Origin of the sequence: Salinivibrio sp. ML290 (genome assembly GCF_001995695.1) — a bacterium.
In the GTDB taxonomy this organism is placed as follows: domain Bacteria; phylum Pseudomonadota; class Gammaproteobacteria; order Enterobacterales; family Vibrionaceae; genus Salinivibrio; species Salinivibrio siamensis.
On the sequence record NZ_MUEY01000023.1, the window covers coordinates 13,813 to 34,174 of the forward strand.

Here is a 20,362-nt window from a genome sequence, read left to right on the forward strand (position 1 = left end):
ATATTATTATAATTCCATCCAGGGTCGTTATCAGGAGAGAATCGTAATTGCATCCTGAAGCGGACAACCTTTTTAGCTGTTTTTTTTAACGAAAATAACGTCAACGTCGCGCTTTTTTACGGTTTTAACGATTATTCACATTGCAGCCTTCACTTAACTTGGGCTTAGTGGAGTTGTTTGCTGGCCTGGAGCAACAAGTATCGATTGGGGCATCCCATCCATAATCACAACGTCAGGGTCAGCAACACAGTAAGCTTGAGCTCGCGAAGGTTGTAAGCAACGAGCTCACTATCCATCACGTGAACTGAAAGCAACAGTAAGGAATGGCTATGTTTTCGAGTAACATTAGAGTTGCCAGCAAGACCCTACTTGCCTCTGCAATCATCGGTGCGCTGAGCGCAAGTGCTGGCGTCAGTGCCGCCGAGCGCAGTGAGCTCACTATCCACCCGAAAGAATTCAATACTTTTGTCCGTAACTTTAACCCTTTCCTCGGCGCTACCTATCTGCACACCACCACTGACTTTATCTATGAGCCTTTAGTGGTGTTTAACGAAATGAAAGGCAACCAACCTGTCTTTCGTCTCGCGAGCGGCTATGAAATGGCGGATGACCTGAAAAGTGTCACCTTCACCCTTCGTGAAGGGGTGAAATGGTCAGACGGTGAAGCCTATACCGCCGATGATGTGGTGTATTCGTTTGATTTGGTCAAAAACCATCCTGAGCTCGACCAATCTGGTATTAACCAATGGGTTGATGATGTGAAGAAGCTAGACGACTACACCGTCCGCTTTGAACTCACTGAGGCAAACTCGAATGTCCCCTACGAAATTGCGAAAGTACCTGTGGTGCCTGAACACGTCTGGAAAAATGTTGAAGAGCCTGCGTCTTACACCAATGAAAACCCGGTAGGCTCTGGCCCCTTCACCACCATCGATACCTTCACGTCACAGCTCTATATTCAATGTCGTAACCCGCATTATTGGGATAACGACAACCTCGATGTTGACTGTCTGCGCGTACCACAAATTGCCAATAACGATCAGTTTTTAAGTAAAGTGATCAACGGCGAAATGGACTGGACCTCATCATTTATTCCTGACATTGATCGCACCTATGCCGCCGCTAATCCAAACCATCACTATTGGTATCCTGCCGCCGGCACCCAAGCCTTTATGGTCAACTTTAATGACCCAGACCCTGCCAAGCGTGAAGCGCTAACCAATGTCGACTTCCGTCGTGCATTCTCGATGGCGCTGGACCGTCAAACCATCATTGATATCGCGTTTTATGGCGGTGGTACGGTAAACGACTTCGCGTCTGGCTTAGGTTATGCCTTTGAGTCTTGGTCCGACGAAGCAGTGCATGAAAAATATCGTCAATACAATACATACGATCTAGACGGCGCCAAAGCACTGCTCGCTAAAGCCGGCTTTAAAGATCAAGACGGCGATGGCTTTGTGGAAACGCCATCAGGTAAGTCGTTTGAGCTCGAGATCCAATCCCCCAATGGCTGGACCGATTTCAACAACACCGTTCAACTAACGGTTGAGCAACTCGCCGAGGCCGGTATCAAAGCCAAAGCACGTACCCCAGATTTCTCGGTATACCGCCAAGCGATGCTCGAAGCCGACTACGACGTCGCCTACACCAACTACTTCCACGGTGCAGATCCTTATACCTATTGGAATAGCGCGTATAACTCCAACTTACAGGAAGGGGATGGCATGCCGCGGTTCGCAATGCATTACTACCAAAATGCCGAGCTCGACAAGCTGTTAGACAGCTTCTACAAAACCGCGGATAAAGCTGAGCAGCTGGAAATTGCCCACCAAATCCAAGCGATTATCGCCAAGGATCAGGTCACTATTCCGGTGCTTTCTGGTGCACAAATGTATCAATACAACACCACCCGCTTCACCGGTTGGTGGAACGAAGACAATCCGAAAGGTCGCCCCTCTATCTGGGCCGGCATTCCTGAGCGTCTTCTTCATGTGCTGGACCTTAAGCCCGTTCAGTAACCAATATCGGGCGCCTTGCGCGCCCGCTTTTCCACGGTGTTCACGCCACGAACATCACCACTTCGCTGTGTAAGGTGTGGGTTATGGGTTATTTTTTCCGACGGCTAACTTTTTACATGATTGCCCTTTTAGTGGCAGCAACACTCAATTTTATTATTCCTCGTGCCATGCCCGGTGATCCTGTCACCATGATGTTTGCCAACGCCTCGGTGCAAGTCACTCCAGAGCGAATTGAGGCAATGAAACAACTGCTGGGCTTTGTCGATGGCCCCCTCTATATGCAGTATTTCACCTACATGAAAAACGTGCTGAGCTGGGATTTAGGCACTTCCATCCAATTTTATCCGTTGTCGGTTAACGAGCTACTCGGCAAAGCCTTTGGCTGGTCGCTGTTTCTCGCCGGCAGTGCGGTGCTGCTGTCTTTCTCGTTGGGCTCGATTTTGGGGATTTTTGCCGCTTGGAAGCGCGGCGGAAAATACGATGCTGTGATCACCCCAGGCATGCTAATTATCCAAGCGGTACCACAAGTGGTTATCGCGATGTTGGCGCTGTTTATTTTCGCGATTGGGCTGAAATGGTTTCCTACCGGATATGCCTACACGCCGGGCGTCACCCCTGACTGGACCAGCTGGACCTTTATTAAAGATGTGGCCTATCACGCCGTACTCCCGCTGTTTTGTGCCTCCATCATTCAAGTCGGCGGCTTTTTGGTCAACATGCGTAACAACATGATTAACCTGCTTGCGGAAGACTACATCACCATGGCCCGCGGCAAAGGGTTAAGCGAAAACCGCGTGGTGTTTAACTACGCCGCCCGGAACGCGCTCTTACCCAGTGTCACTGCGCTATCGATGTCGCTGGGTATTGCCATCGGGGGCCAACTGATTGTGGAGATCATTTTTAACTACCCCGGTCTTGGCTCGGTGCTTTTGAATGCGATCAACGCGCGTGACTACCAAGTCCTACAAGGCCAGCTGCTGATTATGACCTTGTTTATGCTCTCGTTTAACTTAATTGCTGACATGCTGTACGTGGTCCTTGACCCACGCCTGCGCAAAGGAGGCAAATAACATGAAAGATCTCCTCACCCTTATCGTTCGCAATAAGATTGCTCGCGCAGGCTCCATCATTGTTGGTTTATTTATATTGATGGCGGTCTTCGCGCCTTTATTAACCCAGCATGCACCTGATAAACGCACCGGTAACCCGCATGAATACCCAAGCTTTATCGTCAAAGCGGCGCAAGCCAATCCAGACGGCTGGGTCGCCACACACTTAGCGGATGATCGTCGCACCCTACTGATGTCGAAAAAGGCCGACCATGTCCTTGGTACCACCCGTATGGGTCGTGATGTCTGGTCGCAGTTAGTACATGGCGCCCGTGTTTCGTTAGCGGTGGGTTTTGGGGCAGGCATCACCGTGTGTGTGCTCGCCACTTTAATTGGTATTACCGCCGGCTATTTAGGCGGTTGGGTTGACGATGTGCTCACCGCCGCGATGAACATTATGTTGGTGATCCCGCAATACCCACTCTTGTTCGTGCTAGCCGCGTTTATCGGCGAAGCCGGACCGCTGACGATCGCCATCATTATTGGCTGTACCTCCTGGGCGTGGGGCGCACGGGTGGTTCGCTCACAAACCCTTGCCCTGCGCGAAAAAGAGTTCGTGAAAGCTGCCGAAGTGCTGGGTGAGTCGCGCTTTCGTATCACCTTTGTCGAGATCTTGCCTAACTTGGTGCCGATTGTCGGCGCCAGCTTTATTGGCTCGGTAATGTATGCCATTGCCATGGAGTCCATTATCTCCTTTCTAGGCCTTGGCGATCCCAACACCATCAGCTGGGGGATCATGCTCTACAACGTGCAAACCTCTTCATCCATGCTAATTGGCGCGTGGTGGGAGCTGCTCGCGCCTTGTATTGCGCTGACCTTACTGGTTACAGGGCTTGCCTTGCTCAACTTCGCAGTGGATGAAATTGCCAACCCGCAATTACGAGCGCAAAAAGGGATGAAGCGCTGGAAAAAACTCAGCCAACAAGAAAAGAAAGCCCGCGACGAGAATCCCGTTGCCGAACACATGCTGATCAGTGGAGATAAATCATGAGTCGCACCCCACTTATCTCAATCCGTGACCTGTGCGTGGACTACATTACCGATGCCGGTGATGTCCGAGCCTGCGATCACGTCAGTTTTGACATTGCCCCCGGTGAAGTTTTTGGTCTGGCTGGCGAATCGGGATGCGGTAAATCCACCGTCGCCTTTTCACTGATGCGCCTGCACAAGCCACCTGCGTTTATTACCGGCGGCGAAGTCATCTTTAACGGCGAAAATATCCTCGATTACAGCGACGCCCGCATGCGTGATTTTCGCTGGCGGGAGATGTCGATGGTGTTTCAAAGCGCCATGAATGCCCTTAATCCAGTGCTGACACTCGAAGAGCAGTTTTGCGATGTGTTGATGCGCCACACCAACCTGACCCGCAAACACGCGGTCAAACGGGCTCAAGGCTTGCTGGAAATTGTTGATATTCACCCTAGCCGCCTGACCGATTATCCGCACCAGTTTTCGGGCGGGATGCGTCAGCGCTTGGTGATCGCCATTGCGCTGGCCTTAAATCCGAAAATGATCATCATGGATGAGCCCACTACGGCATTAGACGTGGTAGTGCAGCGCGAGATCTTGCAAAAAATCTACGCGTTAAAAGAAGAGTTTGGCTTTTCGATTCTGTTTATCACCCATGACTTATCGCTCATGGTGGAGTTCTCCGACCGGATTGGGATCATGTACTCCGGTGAGCTGATTGAAGTCGCACCGTCCAAACAGGTGCTCAACAACCCCTACCACCCCTACACCGAAGGGCTGGGCAGCTCATTCCCCTCACTCACCGGACCTAAACGCCAGCTCACGGGGATCCCAGGCAACCCGCTCAATTTGCTCGAAATCCCGACCGGCTGCCGCTTTCAAGCGCGCTGTGCTCAGGTGCATGAGCGATGTCGCACCACCCAAACGGCGCTGCGCCAAATCGAACCGGGACGGTATTCCAACTGCCATCTATACGGTGAGCCTATCGCCCAACAAAAACTCTAATAACGCGCCAATGTGAGGAAGTCAGTGATGAGTACAGGTTTTGGAGAACTGCTGGTTGAAGGGAAAAACGTAGTGAAAGATTTTCCCATTAACAGTCATGCCCTTAAACAACCCATGATGCGAGCGATCAATGATGTCTCGTTCAAAATGTACAAAGGCCGTGGACTTGCCGTGGTGGGGGAATCGGGCTCGGGCAAATCCACCACCGCGAAAATGATCGCCAAAATGTATGCCCCGACCGATGGCTGCATTGAATATCGTGGCCGCGATATCACCACCATTAAAAAACGTGATGAGCTGATGCGCTATCGCGAAGGCCTGCAAATGGTCTGGCAAGACCCTTTTGGCTCGCTCAACCCCACGCACAATGTGTTTCACCATATTGCGCGGCCGTTATTGATCCACAAGAAAGTCGCCAAGCGCGACAAAGAACAATTGAAAGAGCGGGTGTTCGAGCTGCTCGAGCAAGTGGGCCTGACCCCTGCCAAAGAAACGGCGGAGAAATTTCCCCACCAGCTGTCGGGCGGCCAGCGTCAGAGGATTAACCTGGCGAGGAACATCGCCGTCGGCGCGGAAGTGGTACTCGCCGATGAGCCAACTTCGATGCTGGATGTGTCGATTCGTGCCGGTGTACTTAACCTGATGGAAGAGATGAAAGTGGAGAAGCAAATGTCGCTGCTCTACATCACCCATGATATCGCCACCGCGCGTTACATTGCTGAAGACTTGGCAGTGATGTACGTCGGCCATATGGTCGAATGGGGAGACACCGAAGAGATTATTCATCGCCCTCAGCATCCTTACACCCAGCTGTTGGTCTCAGCCGTGCCCGACCCCAGCAAATCTATTCACGAAAAACTAAAGGGCAACAAGGGTGAGATCCCCCTGTGGACTCCGGACTCAGTCGGCTGCCCTTTTGCTGGCCGCTGCCCACATGCGACGGCCAAATGCACTGAGCAGTTGCCCGGCGTCACCAAGCTCGCCGACAACCACTATGTGCGCTGCTATTTGTACGAGCAATAGCGACCAATAAGGATACCATCATGCAAGTGCTGACCAATCACATTGGCTACTCGTTACACGGTGACAAATACGCGGTGATCGTCAGTGACAGCGAGGCCCTCTCCGGCACACCCGTGGCACTGATTTCCCGGCCTCCTCTTAAGGGGACAGGCACATTTAGCTCGGCGGACAAAGCTGCCGCCTCTTCTGGGGACAGGCACTTTAATGAAGCCGCAGAAGGCGCGCAAAATTTTACGGGGACAGACACTGTTATTCTCGGGACAGACACAGCACCACTCGATAACGTGGTGGCGCAGTTTGAGTTACACCAAGGCACACAGTTAAGCAACTGGCAGATGGGCACGGCTTATACCCTCGATTTTTCTGCCTTTGCACATCGCGGACGCTATCAACTAGGGCTGTTAACAGATACTCCGGTATATTCGCATCCGTTTGAGATCCTTGACGATTGCCTGTTTCACATCACGTTTTCCGATCTGCTGCATTATTTTAAATCGCAGCGGTGTAGCGGCATCTATGAACACGCGGATCAGCACGCCAAGGTATTCGGCTCTGATGAACGCGTGGATGTCTCTGGTGGTTGGTACGATGCCTCTGGCGATGTAAGCAAATACCTGAGCCACCTTTCCTACGCCAATTACTTTAATCCGCAACAAATCCCGCTATTGGCTTGGGGACTGGCCGATCTTAGCAGCCAATTTAGCTCGGAAACGCTGCCCGCGTTTATGCGCACACGCTTAGCCGATGAAGCGAAACACGGCGCTGATTTTCTTCTCCGTATGCAAGACCCCAGAGGCTTTTTTTATATGACGGTGTTTGATCAATGGTCGAAAGACCCAGAGCGCCGCACTCTTTGCGCTTACGCGACGCAAGATGGAGTGATGAGTGAGGCTTATCAGGCCGGTTTTCGTCAAGGCGGCGGCATGGCGATTGCTGCCCTTGCCGCCGCAAGCCGATCCCCGCTTTGCGCGGATCCAGACCAACAAGCACGCTATTTAGACGCCGCCATTCGCGGCTACTGGCATTTGGTTGAACATAACCATCATTACCTTGATGACGGTGAGCCCAACATTATTGACGAAACCTGCGCCCTTCTCGCCGCATGTGAGTTACATCACGCCACTCGGCAGTCTACCGAAGAGCAATCTACCGGGGACAGTCACGCTTATTTAACGGGACAGGCACCTTTAGGTTCTGAGGACAGACACATTAGTGCGGGGGACAGACACATTAGTGCGAACGGTGACTGTCCCTTCTTGAGCGAGGCTCGAGGCTGGATGCAAAAGCTGATAGCACGGCAGTGCAGTGATGAAACCTGTCAGTATTATTGGTCAGCAAATACTGATGGCGGCCGCCCGTTTTACCATGCCGCCGATGCCGGTCTACCCGGCTTGGCATTGGTTCGCTACCTCGATGTGGAAACCGATCCCAGCCATCGGGCCATCGCACAAACAGCACTGGAACACGCCTGCCAGTTTGAGCTCAACCTAACACAAACCGCTGATAATCCATTCGCGTATCCGCGTCAGTACGTCAAACCCGTCGATGGCGTCAAACAGGTACGTCACTTTATTCCTCACCACAATGAAACCGGCTATTGGTGGCAAGGCGAGAATGCACGCTTGGGGTCGCTGGCAACCTTTGCGTGTCACGCTACGCGCCATATTCAAGACGATGCGCTAAATGCGGCCCTCCACACCTTTAGCCAACGGGCGCTTAATTGGATCCTCGGTTTAAACCCATTTGATATCTGCATGCTCGATGGACATGGTCACAACAACCCAGATTACCTACCGCACTTGGGATTTTTTAATGCCAAAGGAGGGATCTGCAATGGCATTACCGCAGGGATGGAGGATGAAACACAGATTGCCTTCAACCCCGCGCCATATTGCGATGATATGGCGCAAAACTGGCGATGGGGCGAGCAGTGGTTGCCACATGCAAGCTGGTTTATGCTCGCCATCAGTGCGCAAACACTGGTTGGCACCGGCCACTCGAACAAGGAGAACGCGTGATGACTTACCGCCTCGATCTTAGTGTGATCAACGAGTATCCCAATGACACCCCACCGCGCAGCCGAATGGGGTTAACCTTGCATAATCTTACCGACCGCCCGTTAGAAGCGCTGTCCATTGCGGTATTATTTGATCGCTTCATCAACCCCAATACCCTGTCACAAGGCAGTATTGAGCAAATCGGTAGTTATTGCGTCATTACACCGGCGCATCAAACACTCGATGCCAATCAAAGCTTATACATCGAGTTTGATGCCCACACGCCGCCATTGCGGTTCCTTTGTGCCGGCTTTAAAGATGCGCTGATCTATGCCAATGGCGAGCAATATTCAGTGATGCTCACCCCCATTAACTTGGCGCACACCCACACCACACGATCAACGATTCCAGATGTTCATCCCGCCGAGCACGCCATTATTCCGGTGCCCAAATCAGTGTGCCACCAGCCAGGGTACTTTACGCTTTCACCCACAACACCATTAATCGCGGTGGATCCACAGGCCCTGCCCGCCGCACAGTGGCTAAGCAACGAATGGGTTCGCATGTATCCGCAAGCCGATATTGCACTCGACCCACGCCATCAAGATGCGGTGACCGGCGATCATGCGATCATTTTGCGCCCATTACCCGACTCGGCACTTCGAGATATCGCCCACCGTGATGAGGCCTATCAGCTTACCGTCACCGACCAAGGCGTGGTTATCCAAGCCTGTGCTGAGCGAGGGTTTATTCACGGCTGCGCATCGCTGTTACAACTTTGCCAAGAGCATGACACACAGCTTCGAATACCAGCAATCAAAATCAGCGATGCACCACGCTTTGCTTACCGAGGGATGATGCTCGATTGCGCGCGCCATTTTCATTCGGTGGACACGGTAAAGCGACTGATTAACCAGTTGGCCTACTTTAAGTTCAATACCTTTCACTGGCATTTAACCGACGATGAAGGCTGGCGACTGGAGATTAAAGCTCTGCCTGAATTGACGCGCTATGGGAGTCAACGCGGCCCCAATACCCGCCTTGCTCCGCAGTTCAGTCATATTGCAGAGCGTCACGAAGGTTATTATCGCCAAGAAGAGGTGCGTGACGTGATTGAATACGCCGCGGCCCGAGGTATTACCGTCATTCCAGAAATTGATATTCCCGGCCACTGTCGCGCAGCCATCAAAGCGCTGCCTGATTGGCTACACGATGCCGACGACCGCTCTACTTACCGCAGCGTACAACACTACACCGATAACGTATTATCGCCAGCCCTTGATGGCACGTATCGATTTTTAGATACAGTACTAAGTGAAGTCGCCGAGCTTTTTCCTGCCTCATGGGTCCATATTGGCGCCGATGAAGTCCCTGACGGGGTATGGACGGATAGCCCAATTTATCGGGACAGACGCATGAACGGAGAAACGACCGCTTCGCTACAGGGACAGATACTGACCTATGCTGAGCAAAAGCTTCGCGCCTTGGGCAAACGTATGGTTGGCTGGGAAGAGGTACAGCACGGCGATAAAGTCAGCAAAAACACCGTGATCTATTCATGGCAAAGCGAAGACGCCGCATTGCACTGTGCAAAGCATGGTTTTGATGTGATTTTAACCCCCGGTCAGGCGACCTATCTCGATATGGTGCAAGATTATGCTGCCACCGAGCCTGGGCTCGACTGGGCGGGCGTCACGCCATTAGAAAAATCCTACCAATATGAGCCACTGGCAAGCCTCGCCAGTGACGACCCCGCCCGTGAGCACATGCTAGGCGTACAATGTGCACTCTGGAGTGAACTAATCACCAATCAGAACAGGCTCGATTACATGGTATTTCCAAGACTTACCGCCATTGCGGAAGCGGCTTGGAGCCACAGTGAGCGCCGTGACTGGCTCGATTATCTGGCCAGACTCAAAGCGCAATTACCGCGTTTAGACAAGTTCGGTATTCAATACCGTTCCCCTTGGGCATCGAACAAGTAGGCCGAATTCGCCCACCTGGCAGCGCGCCCTGCGCTGCCAGCTCTTTGCGCTTGCATCCCATCTGTTTATAATGCTCAGCCATTGTTGTCAGTCTGAGAGTGTTTCCGGCATGCTACGCCAAGAAATTAATACCCTACTCACCCCTATTCATGGTTTTCTGCACTGTCAAACCCCCGACAGTTGGATTGACGCGGCCATCCAGCCTGACAACCAATCGATTCTTTTGCGCGATCACGCAAACTGCGAATTAAAAGCCAGCCAAACCGCGATGTGGCTGATCCGTAAATATGCGGTTGACGCGGCGAGTGGCGAGCAACTGCTGGCATGGGCCAAACCCTATGAGGACTTTGTTTATCGCGGCGTTCGCGATGGGATCTTCCACGCGCGCAAAAACGGTCTCAGCGCACCTTTAACCCCTAAAGCGGGCTTTGCCCACGGCCAAGCCTTGATTGATAAAATGGTCCGCTTAATCAAAGAAGAGTTTCATCACTTTGAGCAAGTGATTGAAATCATGGACGCACGCGGCATTCCTTATCAACCGTTAGAAGCAGGCCGCTACGCCAAAGGATTAATGCGCGCGGCACGCACTCATGAGCCGGCAACCTTGGTCGATAAACTGATTATTGGCGCCTACATTGAAGCACGCTCCTGCGAGCGCTTTGCTAAAGTCGCCCCGCACCTCGATGATGAACTGCAAAAGTTCTACATCTCGCTACTGCGGTCGGAAGCACGCCATTATCAAGATTACCTGACACTTGCAGAAACTATCGCCGGCGAAGACATTCGCGACCGCATCCAAACCATCGGCGAGCGCGAAGCCGAACTCATCCAAGCCCCCGACAGCCAATTCCGCTTTCACAGCGGCACCCCTGCCTAACTTCTTCTTATAGGGACAGGCACTTTTTATTTCCTGCGAGGACAGACACTTTACGCATCGATAATTGATTTCTAGCGAGGACAGTGATTTCTAGCGAGGACAGTCACCTCTTGATGACTGTCCTCGTCGTTTTTCTCCAACGTTCGAACCTTTTCCTCTATCAAGACAGGCACTCTGTAGTGAGTGTCCCTATTACGGGCACCTATTACGGGCATGTTACGACGTCCTACTCCATCGCTACTCAGCGTTCTCGAGTACTTCTTGGGACAGACATGTTAAGCACTGACATGTTAAGCAAGTAACAACTCTCGTAGTTACACCATTTCTTGCACTGTCACGAAAATCCAATTCATAAAAATGAAGACTGTTTATTTATACAGTATATTTTACTCATACCTAGATGCTAAGAGGGACCGACGATGACCAAAGCTCGCGCATCGCAAATAAATTTAGCCGCCACCCCCTATTACCATTGTGTCTCACGTTGTGTGCGCCGCTCGTTTTTGTGCGGCTATGATGCGCAGTCACAAAAAAGCTATGAGCATCGTCGCACATGGATAGAAACGCGTTTACTTACACTCGCCAAAGCATTTTGTATCGATATCTGTGCTTATGCCATTATGAGCAATCACTATCACGTTGTTTTGCATATCAACGCCAAAGCGGCTCAGTCTTTAACCAATATCGAGGTTGTTGAACGCTGGCTGGCCTTTCATCAAGCGCCTGCGCTTATCCAACGTTTTTATCAGGGTGAATCGCTCTCTCACTCAGAGCGAAAAGCGTGTTTTCGCATCATTGAGAACTGGCGCGAACGTTTGATGTCTGTCAGCTGGTTTATGAAGCTGCTCAATCAATATATTTCGACGCTAGCGAACCGAGAGGATCAATGTTCAGGGCATTTTTGGGAGGGACGCTTTAAAAGCCAAGCCATATTAGATGAAAAAGCACTCGCTGCGGCGATGGCCTATGTCGATTTGAACCCAGTGCGAGCAGGTATCACCAAGCAGCCTAAGCATGCCAATTACACATCGATTAAAAAGCGCGTTAAATCACTCGAGCAAAATAAAGCGACCCCAGCCGGCTTATTCCCCTTCGCCGGGAACCCGAGAAAGTCGATGCCCGACGGTATCCCTTTTCGCCTTATGGACTATTTGGCTCTGGTAGAATGGACGTGCGCTCAGGACCAGAACGCCAATTCACTCCCGAGACCACAGCTACTCACACAGCTGAACATCTCACGTGAAACCTGGTTAAGTACATGCTCTCACTTAGAGGGCGGGAATATCGTAGGTTCACTATCGAGTATTCAGGCGGTATTACCGACACTAGGCCTAAAACGCATGACCGGTCTAATGATCCCAAGTGACTAGGCCCAACCATTGAATATATCTCAATAACACAGGCATTCACCCAGATCGGCTGAGGCTTTATCCAGCCCAATAAGCCAGCACCATTATAAACACGAACAAAATACCTACCGCTTTTAAGAGCGGCTTTAGCCCTTTGGCTCCACCTTCCGGGGATTGATTACAGCATCCCATATTATCTCCTGACCGTTTTTCCAGAAGAATAAGCCTTCCAGTAACAGGAAGGTAAAGGGATATTCAGGTTTGATTCTAGCTTGTTGGGGGGACAGACACTTTAGATGCTGACACTTTAGATGCTTAAGTGCCTGTCCCCCCCAATACATTTGCTGGCTAATGCTCTAATACGCTGTACTCAGAAATCTGGACTCTGTATCCTAATGGCTATAAACATCTATCAAGGACAATGACGATGTGGTATCTCATATATTCGCAAGACGTAGAGAACAGCCTACCGCTACGCAAGCAAGTGCGTGACGCACACCTTGAGCGCTTACACCAACTGGAAAAAGAAAACCGTTTGATGATTGCAGGACCAAACCCTGCCGTTGATAGCGACGAGCCGGGCGAAGCTGGGTTTACGGGATCAACCGTTATTGCTTGGTTTGAGTCATTATCAGCCGCCCAAGCCTGGGCCGACAAAGATCCTTATGTTGCCGCTGGCGTCTATGCAGACGTAACCGTTAAACCTTTCAAAAAAGCGCTTCCTCAGGACCCTGCCTAATGCGATTAGTAAAAGTATTAATGATGGCTGCCATTGGGCTAATACTGAGTGCCTGTAGTAGCACCCAGCATGACCAAGCCGCAGAAGCCGCAATCCAACGTGCCGACATGATTGCACAGTTACTGCCGATGGATATTGAAGGCTACTCACTGGTTCGCGCTCGTGCGCAAGATGCCATTATCGAGCTGACGCTTCTGGAGAAGAATGCAAAAAAAGCACCGGGGCAGCTCTTTTCCGGCTTAGAGCGTCGTTATTGCGAGAATAACGATATCCGCAATATGTTAGACAGTGGCATCAGCTATACCATTTTGGTTCGCGATACCCGTGGTCGACAAATCCTCGAAAACGCTATCGATGCAACTGGATGTGCTAGCTAATTAAGTGCCAAGGCTGCTCCCACTCCACCGGTAAGGCTGGCCACAATTCGCCTTGGGTCGGGGGCAGCACATAGCTATAGTGTTTTTCAGGCTGATCGTCGGAAAAACGACACGTAAATTGCAGCCCATAAGCGTGTAAGTAGCCACGATCGGCAGGCTCGCCGCCATAGTAATCATCACCGATAAGCGGTGAGCCAATGCTTTTCATTGCCACTCGAATTTGATGGGTTTTGCCTGTGTAAGGACGACAGAGAAAAAGTCGCCTCCCTTCACCGCCAGCAATAGAGATAAAGCGCGTTCTAGCTGGATTGTTTTTGCTGGTCAGTAATTTCCAGCTGCCTCGCCGCCCTTTGGCCATATCCCCGACGATCAGTCCCTGCTTCTTACGCGGCTTTTTGGCACTTAATGCCAAATAGAGCTTTTCTATCTCGCGAGAAGCAAACAGCCCTGAGAGGACAGACGCCGCATGAGAAGAAGTTGCCAGCAGCAGCAAGCCCGATGTCATCTTGTCCAACCGATGCACAAGGTAGACTTTCTCAACCCCAATATGCGCCGCCACGGCCGGTAGAAGTACCGCATGATCGGCTTCTTTTTGCACGCTAACGCCGTGGTGCTTATTGATCACCACAAAGTATTGGTTTTGGTCGACAATTGAAAACATAACGAGGCGATTTACCGGTTGGCCACTGAGGACAGGCATCATAACGACTTCACACTTACGTCGCTAGGGCAATCATATAAGTGACTGTCCCCCGAGTGTTCAAAAGTGTCTGTCCCGTTTGCTAATATCTAGTTAGCTTAAAATGCCTGTCCCCGATAGCTCGCCCAATAGCTATACCCGCTTCACACTCTCGCGCACTACCAGCGTTGGCTCGAGCTGAACGGTTTGGCTGTCACTTTGAGGGTCATCTAGTTTGTGGAGTAGCGTTTCGACGGCCGCTTGACCGAGACGATACTTGGGCTGATGAACGGTAGTCAGGGAGGGCGAGACAAATCTTGCGAGGTGGATATCATCGTACCCCATGATAGAAAGATCCTCGGGTACCCGAATGCCGAGTGCATTAGCAGCATTGATCGCGCCCATCGCCATCATGTCATTGCCGGCAAAAATCGCGCTCGGCAGGGAGCCGCTCGCGGCGATCGCTTGCATGCCTTGATAGCCGCCCTCACACTCAAAGTCCGCTTCTACCATCCAGTCGGCGTTCTCAGTAAGTCCAGCATCGCGCAGCGCATCTTTAAAGCCTTGAAAACGGCGCTGTGCTTGTTGTTTAAGCAAAGGACCACTGATACAACCAATCTGGCGGTGGCCACAGTCAATCAAGTGCTGGGTCGCTAAATAGCCGCCTTGATAGGAATTATCTTGAATTTTATCGCAAGCAAAATCAATCGGCCCCCAATCCATCACCACCACGGGAATATCCGGATAACGATCAAAGCCTTCAATCCGCTCACCTTCTAACGTCGAGCACATCAAAATCAAGCCATCGACCCGCTTTTGCAACAGCGTATCGATTGAAGCACGCATACGCTCAGCATCGCCTTCCGTGTTGCATAAAATCAAACTGTAGCCATTGTGATAACAGCTGCGCTCGACACCTTTTACTACTTCGCCAAAAAACGGGTTGGTGGAAGTGGTCACCAGCATGCCAAAGGTTTTAGTTCGATTCATTTTTAGGCTGCGAGCCAGTGCCGACGGGGCGTAATAGTTAAGCTCTTTCGCGGCTTGGTTTACCTTCTCAGCAATCGCCTCACTCACATAACGGGTGTTATTGATGACATGACTGACCGTCGATGTCGACACGCCCGCCCGTTTGGCAATATCTTTCATGGTCGCCATTTATCGCGCTCCGCTGACTAAGGTGAAATAACGATTAAGCATCTTGGTGGGCCCAAAATGCCTCAACCTCTGAACGAGAAGGAATCGAGGTTTGTGCGCCACGCTGAGTCACGGATAATGCCGCCGCGGCATGCGCAAAGCGAATCGCCTGATAAAGTGTCTGTCCCTCTTTCAGTCCTGTCACCAATGCCCCGTTAAAGGTATCGCCAGCGGCAGTGGTATCAACGGCATCGACACGGAACCCAGGAATAAGCTGGCCCGCTTGTTCGCCTTTTTCACTCAGCCACACGCCTTGTTTGCCGAGGGTGATCAGTACAATTCCTACCCCTTTTTCATGGAGAACGTCCGAGGCCGCTTGGGCACTGGCAGTATCTGTTACCGCGATACCGGTCAGGCTTTGGGCTTCCGTTTCATTCGGGGTAATAATATCGACTGCAGCAAGAAGCGCGTCGCTCAGCGGTGCCGCAGGGGCGGGATTAAGCACCACCTGTGTCTTTGCCGCTCTGGCATGAAACGCCGCCTTTTCAATGCCACACATCGGTGTTTCTAACTGCATCAGTAAATAGTCAGCGTCGGCGATTTTTGTGAGATCATCGCTGATGGTATCCGCTGTCAGAGTCGCATTGGCTTCTGCCGAAAGCGCAATACTGTTCTCGCCCTGATCAGTCACTTGGATCATCGCAATCCCGGTCGGCGTATCAGGCTGTACCTTTATCGCACTGACATCCATTCCCTCTTGCGCATAAGACTGACGAATCTGCTGACCAAAGGCGTCGTCACCCACACTGGCAATAAAGGCAACATCAGCACCGCAACGCACCGCTGCCACCGCTTGATTCGCCCCTTTGCCGCCAGCTATCACCGCATAGTCTCGACCGTGTAATGTCTCTCCGGGACGAGGAAAACTAGAGACGCGTAAAACATGATCAGCATTGACGCTGCCAAGAACAACCAATCGGCTCATTACTATTCCTTACCGTTTTTAAATCAAAAAAGCACCACCCAGTGCGAACCCGATGGTGCTCACTATACGTTTCCCTGACGGCTTATTCAGCGATCGTTTCTTGGCTGATCACTTTCAGCGGTACAGGGATGTAGCTGTCTACCGACTCGCCTTTTAGCACCTTATCGGCGGTTTCAACACCCAATTCGCCAATCATACCCGGTTGCTGGGCAATGGTTGCTGCCAGATGACCACGTTCAACGGCTGCAATACCATCTTTGGTGCCATCAAAACCGACAATGGTGACATCTTTGCCTGATGCCTGCACCGCGCGCAATGCGCCAAACGCCATTTCATCGTTCTGGGCGAATACCGCTTCCACATCTGGGTGTGCGGCAAGCAGGTTTTCCATCACGTTCAGACCTTTGGTGCGGTCAAAATCCGCAGGCTGACTGGCGAGTAGCTCAACGTCGGTACCTTCAATGGCATCCATAAAGCCTTCACCACGCTCGCGTGCTGCCGAAGTACCGGCAATACCCTCAAGTTGGATCACTTTGGCACGCTCACCGACTTTGCCGATGATGTATTCCGCCGCCATTTTACTACCTTGAGCGTTATCAGAAGCAATATGGCTCACCACTTCTCCACGGCTCGCGCCACGGTCTAGGGTGATAACCGGGATCTCCGCGCGATTCGCAATACGAATGGCGTTCGAGACCGCATCTGAGTCAGTCGGATTAATCAAAATGGCTTTAACGCCACGGATAGTTAAATCCTCCACATTCGAGAGCTCTTTACTGGCGTCGTTTTGCGAATCAAGCACCAAGAGCTCATAGCCAAGATCTTGCGCTTTCTGCTCTGCGCCCTCTTTCATGGTGACAAAAAATGGGTTGTTTAAGGTTGAAACCACGATTGCCATTCTATCTTCCGCTTGCGCACTGATGCTCAGCGTTGACGACAATAGTGCAGTAGTAATCAAGGTAGTCAGTTTTTTCATGCGTTCAGTCCTTTTGTGTTTGTAGGGTATTGTTTTTAATTGCTAATTCAACAGAAATAAAAGTGCCTGTCCCAATAAGCTGAAATAAAAGTGTCTGTCCCGCTAACTTAAAGTGCCTGTCCCAACAAGCTCTCTATCTCAACAAGCTATTTGTTTTTGTTATCCACCAGCACGGCGAGCAGAATCACCACCGCTTTGGCAATCATTTGGTAGTAAGACGACACGTCCAGCAGGTTGAGGGCATTGTTCAAAAAGCCGATAATCAGCGCACCGATCAATGTGCCCATGATCTTGCCTTTACCGCCCATCAAGCTGGTGCCGCCCAGCACCACCGCGGCAATCGCATCAAGCTCATAGCCAGTACCGGCAGTCGGTTGTCCGGAGGACAGGCGCGAGGTGACGATGATCCCTGCCAGCGCCGCGAGCATGCCACACAGGCTATACACGCCCACCTTGATTCGATCGACATTAATGCCCGACAACCGCGCCGCCGATTCATTGCCACCGAGTGCGTAAATATAGCGGCCAAAACGGGTGTGATTGAGCAGATACCAAGCGCCGATAAACACGATTGCCATCAGCCACACGGGAACGGGAATGCCCAACAGGTAGCCGGTACCAAACCAGGCAAACGCATCCGCGGTATCAGTAAAGCCCGTTGAGATGGGGCGACCATCGGTGTACACCATAGTGACGCCGCGATAGAGTGTCATGGCTACCAAGGTGGCAATAAACGCCTGTACCTTGCCTTTAGCCACCACGACGCCAGTCATGGCACCAATCGCCGCGCCTGCAAACAAAGCCGTTGGCACTGCCACCAGCACCGGCACTTCGACCGCAATCAAACTCGCGGCAAACGCGCCGCACAGCGCCAACACTGAACCAACACTCAAGTCGATACCCGCGGTTAAAATCACCAGTGTCATCCCCACGGCAATAATGGCGTTTACCGAGGTTTGACGCAGGATGTTAAGCAGGTTGTCGACCATGAAAAAGTTGCTGTTTAAAAATGACATCACCACGATCAGCACTAACAAGGCAATGAGTGATTTTTGCTCAATCAACCACGCTTTGCTGAACAGGGGTTTGCGTCCATCTTCTGACGGCTGGGACTTATTCATTGCATTCTCACTCATGCTGCATCCTCATTGGCATCTTTGCCTACCGCACAGGCAAGCAGAGTTTCTTGGTTAGCGTCTTTGGCATCAAACTCACCGCATACGCGGCCTTCGTGCATCACTAGAATGCGGTCGCTCATGCCAAGCACTTCGGGCATTTCTGACGACACCAAGATGATGCTCATGCCCTCGGCTTTAAATTGGTTAATCAGCTGATAAATCTCTTTTTTGGCACCGACATCGACCCCCCGAGTCGGCTCATCCAAGATCAGCACTTTCGGTTTGGTCATCAGCCCTTTGGCGATCGCCACTTTCTGCTGATTCCCGCCCGATAAGTTGCCAATGATTTGCTCGCGGGTGGGGGTTTTGATGTTAAAAAGACGGATAAAATCATCCACCGCCATCACTTCATCGCGCGGCTGTATTTTTCCCCAATGGGTGAGCTTATCGAGCGCACTGAGCGACATGTTGTCTTTCACCGATAACCCCAGCACCAAGCCCTCGCCTTTGCGATCTTCAGAGATGTAAGCAATGCCGTTGGCCAGCGCATCTTGCGGACTCATGGGGTTAATCACCTTGCCATCAAGTCGGATCACGCCAGCTTCACGCGGCATGGCGCCATAGATAATTTTCATTAACTCCGTGCGTCCGGCGCCCATCAGGCCCGATACACCCAGAATTTCACTGCGGTGCAGCTGAAAACTCACCGCTTCCACGCCGTGACCGCTGACATTTTCCACCTCAAGGCTTATCCCATCAGGAGTGACGTCGCTTCGCGGGTATTGTTCGGCGAGTTTGCGGCCCACCATCATTTCAATCAGGCCGTCTTCATCGGTATCACTAACGGGACACTCACCAATAAACTTGCCGTCACGTAACACGGTGATCCGATCGCAAATCTCAAAAATTTCTTTTAGTCGGTGAGAGATATAAACAATGCCGCAGCCTTGCGCTCGCAGCTCGTTGATCACCGCAAACAGCGAGGCGGTTTCGGTGTTGGTCAAAGCATCGGTCGGCTCATCCATAACGATCACCTGCGACTCAAACGACAGCGCTTTGGCTATCTCCACCATCTGCTGCTCACCCAAGCTCAGGCTGCCAAGTGGCGTGGTGCCACGTGCTTTCACATTTAAACGCGCCAACAGCTTATCGGCCTCTTCCGCCATTTTGGTCCAGTCAATTTTGCCAAACCGGTTAGTAAACTCGCGACCCAAAAAAATGTTTTCGGCAATGGTCAGCTCTGGGATCAAATTGAGCTCTTGGTGAATAATACTGATCCCCGCTTGCTGCGAATCACGTGGGCCTTTAAACGAAACCGGCTCACCTTGATAGTTAACGTCGCCACTGTCGGCGTGATAAATCCCAGTGAGTACTTTCATCAACGTGGACTTGCCCGCACCATTTTCACCGAGTAGCGCCATTACCTCGCCGGGATAGACATTTAAGCTCGCCTCATCGAGGGCGCGCACCCCGGGAAAGGTTTTTACGACTTGGCGGAGTTGTAAGATAGGTTGCGTCATTGTGGTTACTCGCTTAGGCCCACCTAAAAGGTGACACCGGCTTGAAAAATCACATTGGCATAAGGCGTGCACTCGCCGGTGCGTACCACCGCTTTGCTCTGCACCGTTCGTGCTTTAAACGCCTCGTGGCTGATCGTGGTCACAGTGATCGTTTGTTGCCGCGCTGCACTCTCTTGCTCCAATCGCGCAAGCAAGGCTTGGTGTAGCGCGGGGCTCACCGCTGCAAGCTCTTCTGCAATCACCACCGACTCAATGCAGGTGTGAGTTAACACCGCCTCGACCGTCTGCATAAAACTTGGCACCCCTTGGGTTAGCGCCAAATCGATGCGCGACACCGAGTTGGGGATCGGTAACCCCGCATCACACACCGTCAATTCATCAGTGTGCCCGATTTGGGTTACGAGCTGTGCAAGCTCTGGATGGAGCAAACCATGCTTATTCATTCATCACCTTCTCACTCACGATGGACTTAATCAGCACTCACTGTGCGCTGGCACGT

18 protein-coding genes are annotated in these 20,362 nt (G+C 51.6%); 11 read left to right on the top strand and 7 right to left on the bottom strand.

The genetic code is table 11. The features are described from left to right. Positions 1 to 329: 329 nt before the first annotated feature. The 11 genes from BZG23_RS15695 to gspS2 all read left to right on the top strand — a co-directional run bounded on the left by BZG23_RS15695 (position 330) and on the right by gspS2 (position 13,448). Positions 330 to 2,018 (top strand): ABC transporter substrate-binding protein, encoded by a 1,689-nt coding sequence (locus BZG23_RS15695; protein WP_046075429.1) that lies wholly within the window; start codon positions 330 to 332, stop codon positions 2,016 to 2,018. 83 nt (positions 2,019 to 2,101) lie between these two features. Next, the gene (locus BZG23_RS15700; protein ID WP_046075428.1) at positions 2,102 to 3,088 is read left to right on the top strand and encodes an ABC transporter permease; all 987 of its coding nucleotides are present in this window, start codon (positions 2,102 to 2,104) and stop codon (positions 3,086 to 3,088) included. A 1-nt stretch (position 3,089) separates the two neighbouring features. Continuing rightward, on the top strand, positions 3,090 to 4,118 hold the full coding sequence (locus BZG23_RS15705; protein ID WP_046075427.1) for an ABC transporter permease: 1,029 nt from the start codon (positions 3,090 to 3,092) through the stop codon (positions 4,116 to 4,118). Next, positions 4,115 to 5,101 (top strand): ABC transporter ATP-binding protein, encoded by a 987-nt coding sequence (locus tag BZG23_RS15710; RefSeq protein WP_077600264.1) that lies wholly within the window; start codon positions 4,115 to 4,117, stop codon positions 5,099 to 5,101. The genes BZG23_RS15705 and BZG23_RS15710 overlap by 4 nt, the downstream gene beginning before the upstream one ends. Positions 5,102 to 5,128: 27 nt before the next feature. Continuing rightward, on the top strand, positions 5,129 to 6,124 hold the full coding sequence (locus BZG23_RS15715; protein ID WP_077600265.1) for an ABC transporter ATP-binding protein: 996 nt from the start codon (positions 5,129 to 5,131) through the stop codon (positions 6,122 to 6,124). Positions 6,125 to 6,144: 20 nt separating this feature from the next. Continuing rightward, positions 6,145 to 8,142, top strand: a complete 1,998-nt coding sequence (locus BZG23_RS15720; protein ID WP_108743750.1) for a glycoside hydrolase family 9 protein — start codon at positions 6,145 to 6,147, stop codon at positions 8,140 to 8,142. Next, positions 8,142 to 10,106, top strand: a complete 1,965-nt coding sequence (locus BZG23_RS15725) for a beta-N-acetylhexosaminidase (protein ID WP_077607470.1) — start codon at positions 8,142 to 8,144, stop codon at positions 10,104 to 10,106. The genes BZG23_RS15720 and BZG23_RS15725 overlap by 1 nt, the downstream gene beginning before the upstream one ends. A 109-nt stretch (positions 10,107 to 10,215) precedes the next feature. After that, entirely contained in the window at positions 10,216 to 10,983 is a 768-nt protein-coding gene (miaE, locus tag BZG23_RS15730) for a tRNA isopentenyl-2-thiomethyl-A-37 hydroxylase MiaE (RefSeq protein WP_198532200.1), read from the top strand. Positions 10,984 to 11,402: 419 nt separating this feature from the next. After that, on the top strand, positions 11,403 to 12,353 hold the full coding sequence (locus tag BZG23_RS15735) for a transposase (RefSeq protein WP_077607472.1): 951 nt from the start codon (positions 11,403 to 11,405) through the stop codon (positions 12,351 to 12,353). A 406-nt stretch (positions 12,354 to 12,759) separates the two neighbouring features. After that, a complete protein-coding gene (locus tag BZG23_RS15745; protein ID WP_077607474.1) occupies positions 12,760 to 13,071 on the top strand; it encodes a YciI family protein in 312 nt (103 codons plus the stop codon). After that, positions 13,071 to 13,448, top strand: coding sequence for a type II secretion system pilot lipoprotein GspS-beta (gspS2, locus tag BZG23_RS15750; protein WP_077607475.1), 378 nt, complete (start codon positions 13,071 to 13,073; stop codon positions 13,446 to 13,448). The genes BZG23_RS15745 and gspS2 overlap by 1 nt, the downstream gene beginning before the upstream one ends. Here the strand turns inward: gspS2 and BZG23_RS15755 are convergent. The 7 genes from BZG23_RS15755 to rbsD form a co-directional block, all read right to left on the bottom strand. Further along, the gene (locus BZG23_RS15755) at positions 13,441 to 14,109 is read right to left on the bottom strand and encodes a TIGR01621 family pseudouridine synthase (protein WP_077607490.1); all 669 of its coding nucleotides are present in this window, start codon (positions 14,107 to 14,109) and stop codon (positions 13,441 to 13,443) included. The genes gspS2 and BZG23_RS15755 overlap by 8 nt on opposite strands. Positions 14,110 to 14,280: 171 nt before the next feature. After that, complete coding sequence (locus tag BZG23_RS15760; RefSeq protein ID WP_077607476.1) at positions 14,281 to 15,285, bottom strand: substrate-binding domain-containing protein; 1,005 nt, start codon at positions 15,283 to 15,285, stop codon at positions 14,281 to 14,283. Between the two features lie 34 nt (positions 15,286 to 15,319). After that, the gene (gene rbsK, locus BZG23_RS15765; protein WP_077607477.1) at positions 15,320 to 16,249 is read right to left on the bottom strand and encodes a ribokinase; all 930 of its coding nucleotides are present in this window, start codon (positions 16,247 to 16,249) and stop codon (positions 15,320 to 15,322) included. Between the two features lie 82 nt (positions 16,250 to 16,331). Then, the gene (gene rbsB / locus BZG23_RS15770) at positions 16,332 to 17,225 is read right to left on the bottom strand and encodes a ribose ABC transporter substrate-binding protein RbsB (protein ID WP_077458572.1); all 894 of its coding nucleotides are present in this window, start codon (positions 17,223 to 17,225) and stop codon (positions 16,332 to 16,334) included. Positions 17,226 to 17,371: 146 nt separating this feature from the next. Continuing rightward, positions 17,372 to 18,361: a ribose ABC transporter permease gene (gene rbsC, locus BZG23_RS15775; RefSeq protein ID WP_077458573.1), complete on the bottom strand. Its 990-nt coding sequence runs from the start codon at positions 18,359 to 18,361 to the stop codon at positions 17,372 to 17,374. Next, positions 18,358 to 19,863 (bottom strand): ribose ABC transporter ATP-binding protein RbsA, encoded by a 1,506-nt coding sequence (gene rbsA / locus BZG23_RS15780; protein WP_077607478.1) that lies wholly within the window; start codon positions 19,861 to 19,863, stop codon positions 18,358 to 18,360. Before rbsA ends, rbsC begins: the two co-directional genes overlap by 4 nt. Positions 19,864 to 19,886: 23 nt before the next feature. Further along, positions 19,887 to 20,306 carry a D-ribose pyranase gene (gene rbsD, locus BZG23_RS15785; protein ID WP_077607479.1) on the bottom strand — a complete coding sequence of 140 codons (420 nt, stop codon included), beginning with the start codon at positions 20,304 to 20,306 and terminating at the stop codon, positions 19,887 to 19,889. Positions 20,307 to 20,362: the final 56 nt, after the last annotated feature.

Bases quoted from the DNA above. Each gene is read 5' to 3' on its own strand.
- rbsK (WP_077607477.1), bottom strand. From the start codon at position 16,249: ATGAGCCGATTGGTTGTTCTTGGCAGCGTCAATGCTGATCATGTTTTA.
- gspS2 (WP_077607475.1), top strand. From the start codon at position 13,071: ATGCGATTAGTAAAAGTATTAATGATGGCTGCCATTGGGCTAATACTG.
- BZG23_RS15710 (WP_077600264.1), top strand. From the start codon at position 4,115: ATGAGTCGCACCCCACTTATCTCAATCCGTGACCTGTGCGTGGACTAC.
- BZG23_RS15745 (WP_077607474.1), top strand. From the start codon at position 12,760: ATGTGGTATCTCATATATTCGCAAGACGTAGAGAACAGCCTACCGCTA.
- rbsD (WP_077607479.1), bottom strand. From the start codon at position 20,306: ATGAATAAGCATGGTTTGCTCCATCCAGAGCTTGCACAGCTCGTAACC.
- BZG23_RS15755 (WP_077607490.1), bottom strand. From the start codon at position 14,109: ATGTTTTCAATTGTCGACCAAAACCAATACTTTGTGGTGATCAATAAG.
- BZG23_RS15695 (WP_046075429.1), top strand. From the start codon at position 330: ATGTTTTCGAGTAACATTAGAGTTGCCAGCAAGACCCTACTTGCCTCT.
- rbsC (WP_077458573.1), bottom strand. From the start codon at position 18,361: ATGAGTGAGAATGCAATGAATAAGTCCCAGCCGTCAGAAGATGGACGC.
- miaE (WP_198532200.1), top strand. From the start codon at position 10,216: ATGCTACGCCAAGAAATTAATACCCTACTCACCCCTATTCATGGTTTT.
- BZG23_RS15700 (WP_046075428.1), top strand. From the start codon at position 2,102: ATGGGTTATTTTTTCCGACGGCTAACTTTTTACATGATTGCCCTTTTA.
- rbsA (WP_077607478.1), bottom strand. From the start codon at position 19,863: ATGACGCAACCTATCTTACAACTCCGCCAAGTCGTAAAAACCTTTCCC.
- BZG23_RS15705 (WP_046075427.1), top strand. From the start codon at position 3,090: ATGAAAGATCTCCTCACCCTTATCGTTCGCAATAAGATTGCTCGCGCA.
- BZG23_RS15760 (WP_077607476.1), bottom strand. From the start codon at position 15,285: ATGGCGACCATGAAAGATATTGCCAAACGGGCGGGCGTGTCGACATCG.
- BZG23_RS15735 (WP_077607472.1), top strand. From the start codon at position 11,403: ATGACCAAAGCTCGCGCATCGCAAATAAATTTAGCCGCCACCCCCTAT.
- rbsB (WP_077458572.1), bottom strand. From the start codon at position 17,225: ATGAAAAAACTGACTACCTTGATTACTACTGCACTATTGTCGTCAACG.
- BZG23_RS15725 (WP_077607470.1), top strand. From the start codon at position 8,142: ATGACTTACCGCCTCGATCTTAGTGTGATCAACGAGTATCCCAATGAC.
- BZG23_RS15720 (WP_108743750.1), top strand. From the start codon at position 6,145: ATGCAAGTGCTGACCAATCACATTGGCTACTCGTTACACGGTGACAAA.
- BZG23_RS15715 (WP_077600265.1), top strand. From the start codon at position 5,129: ATGAGTACAGGTTTTGGAGAACTGCTGGTTGAAGGGAAAAACGTAGTG.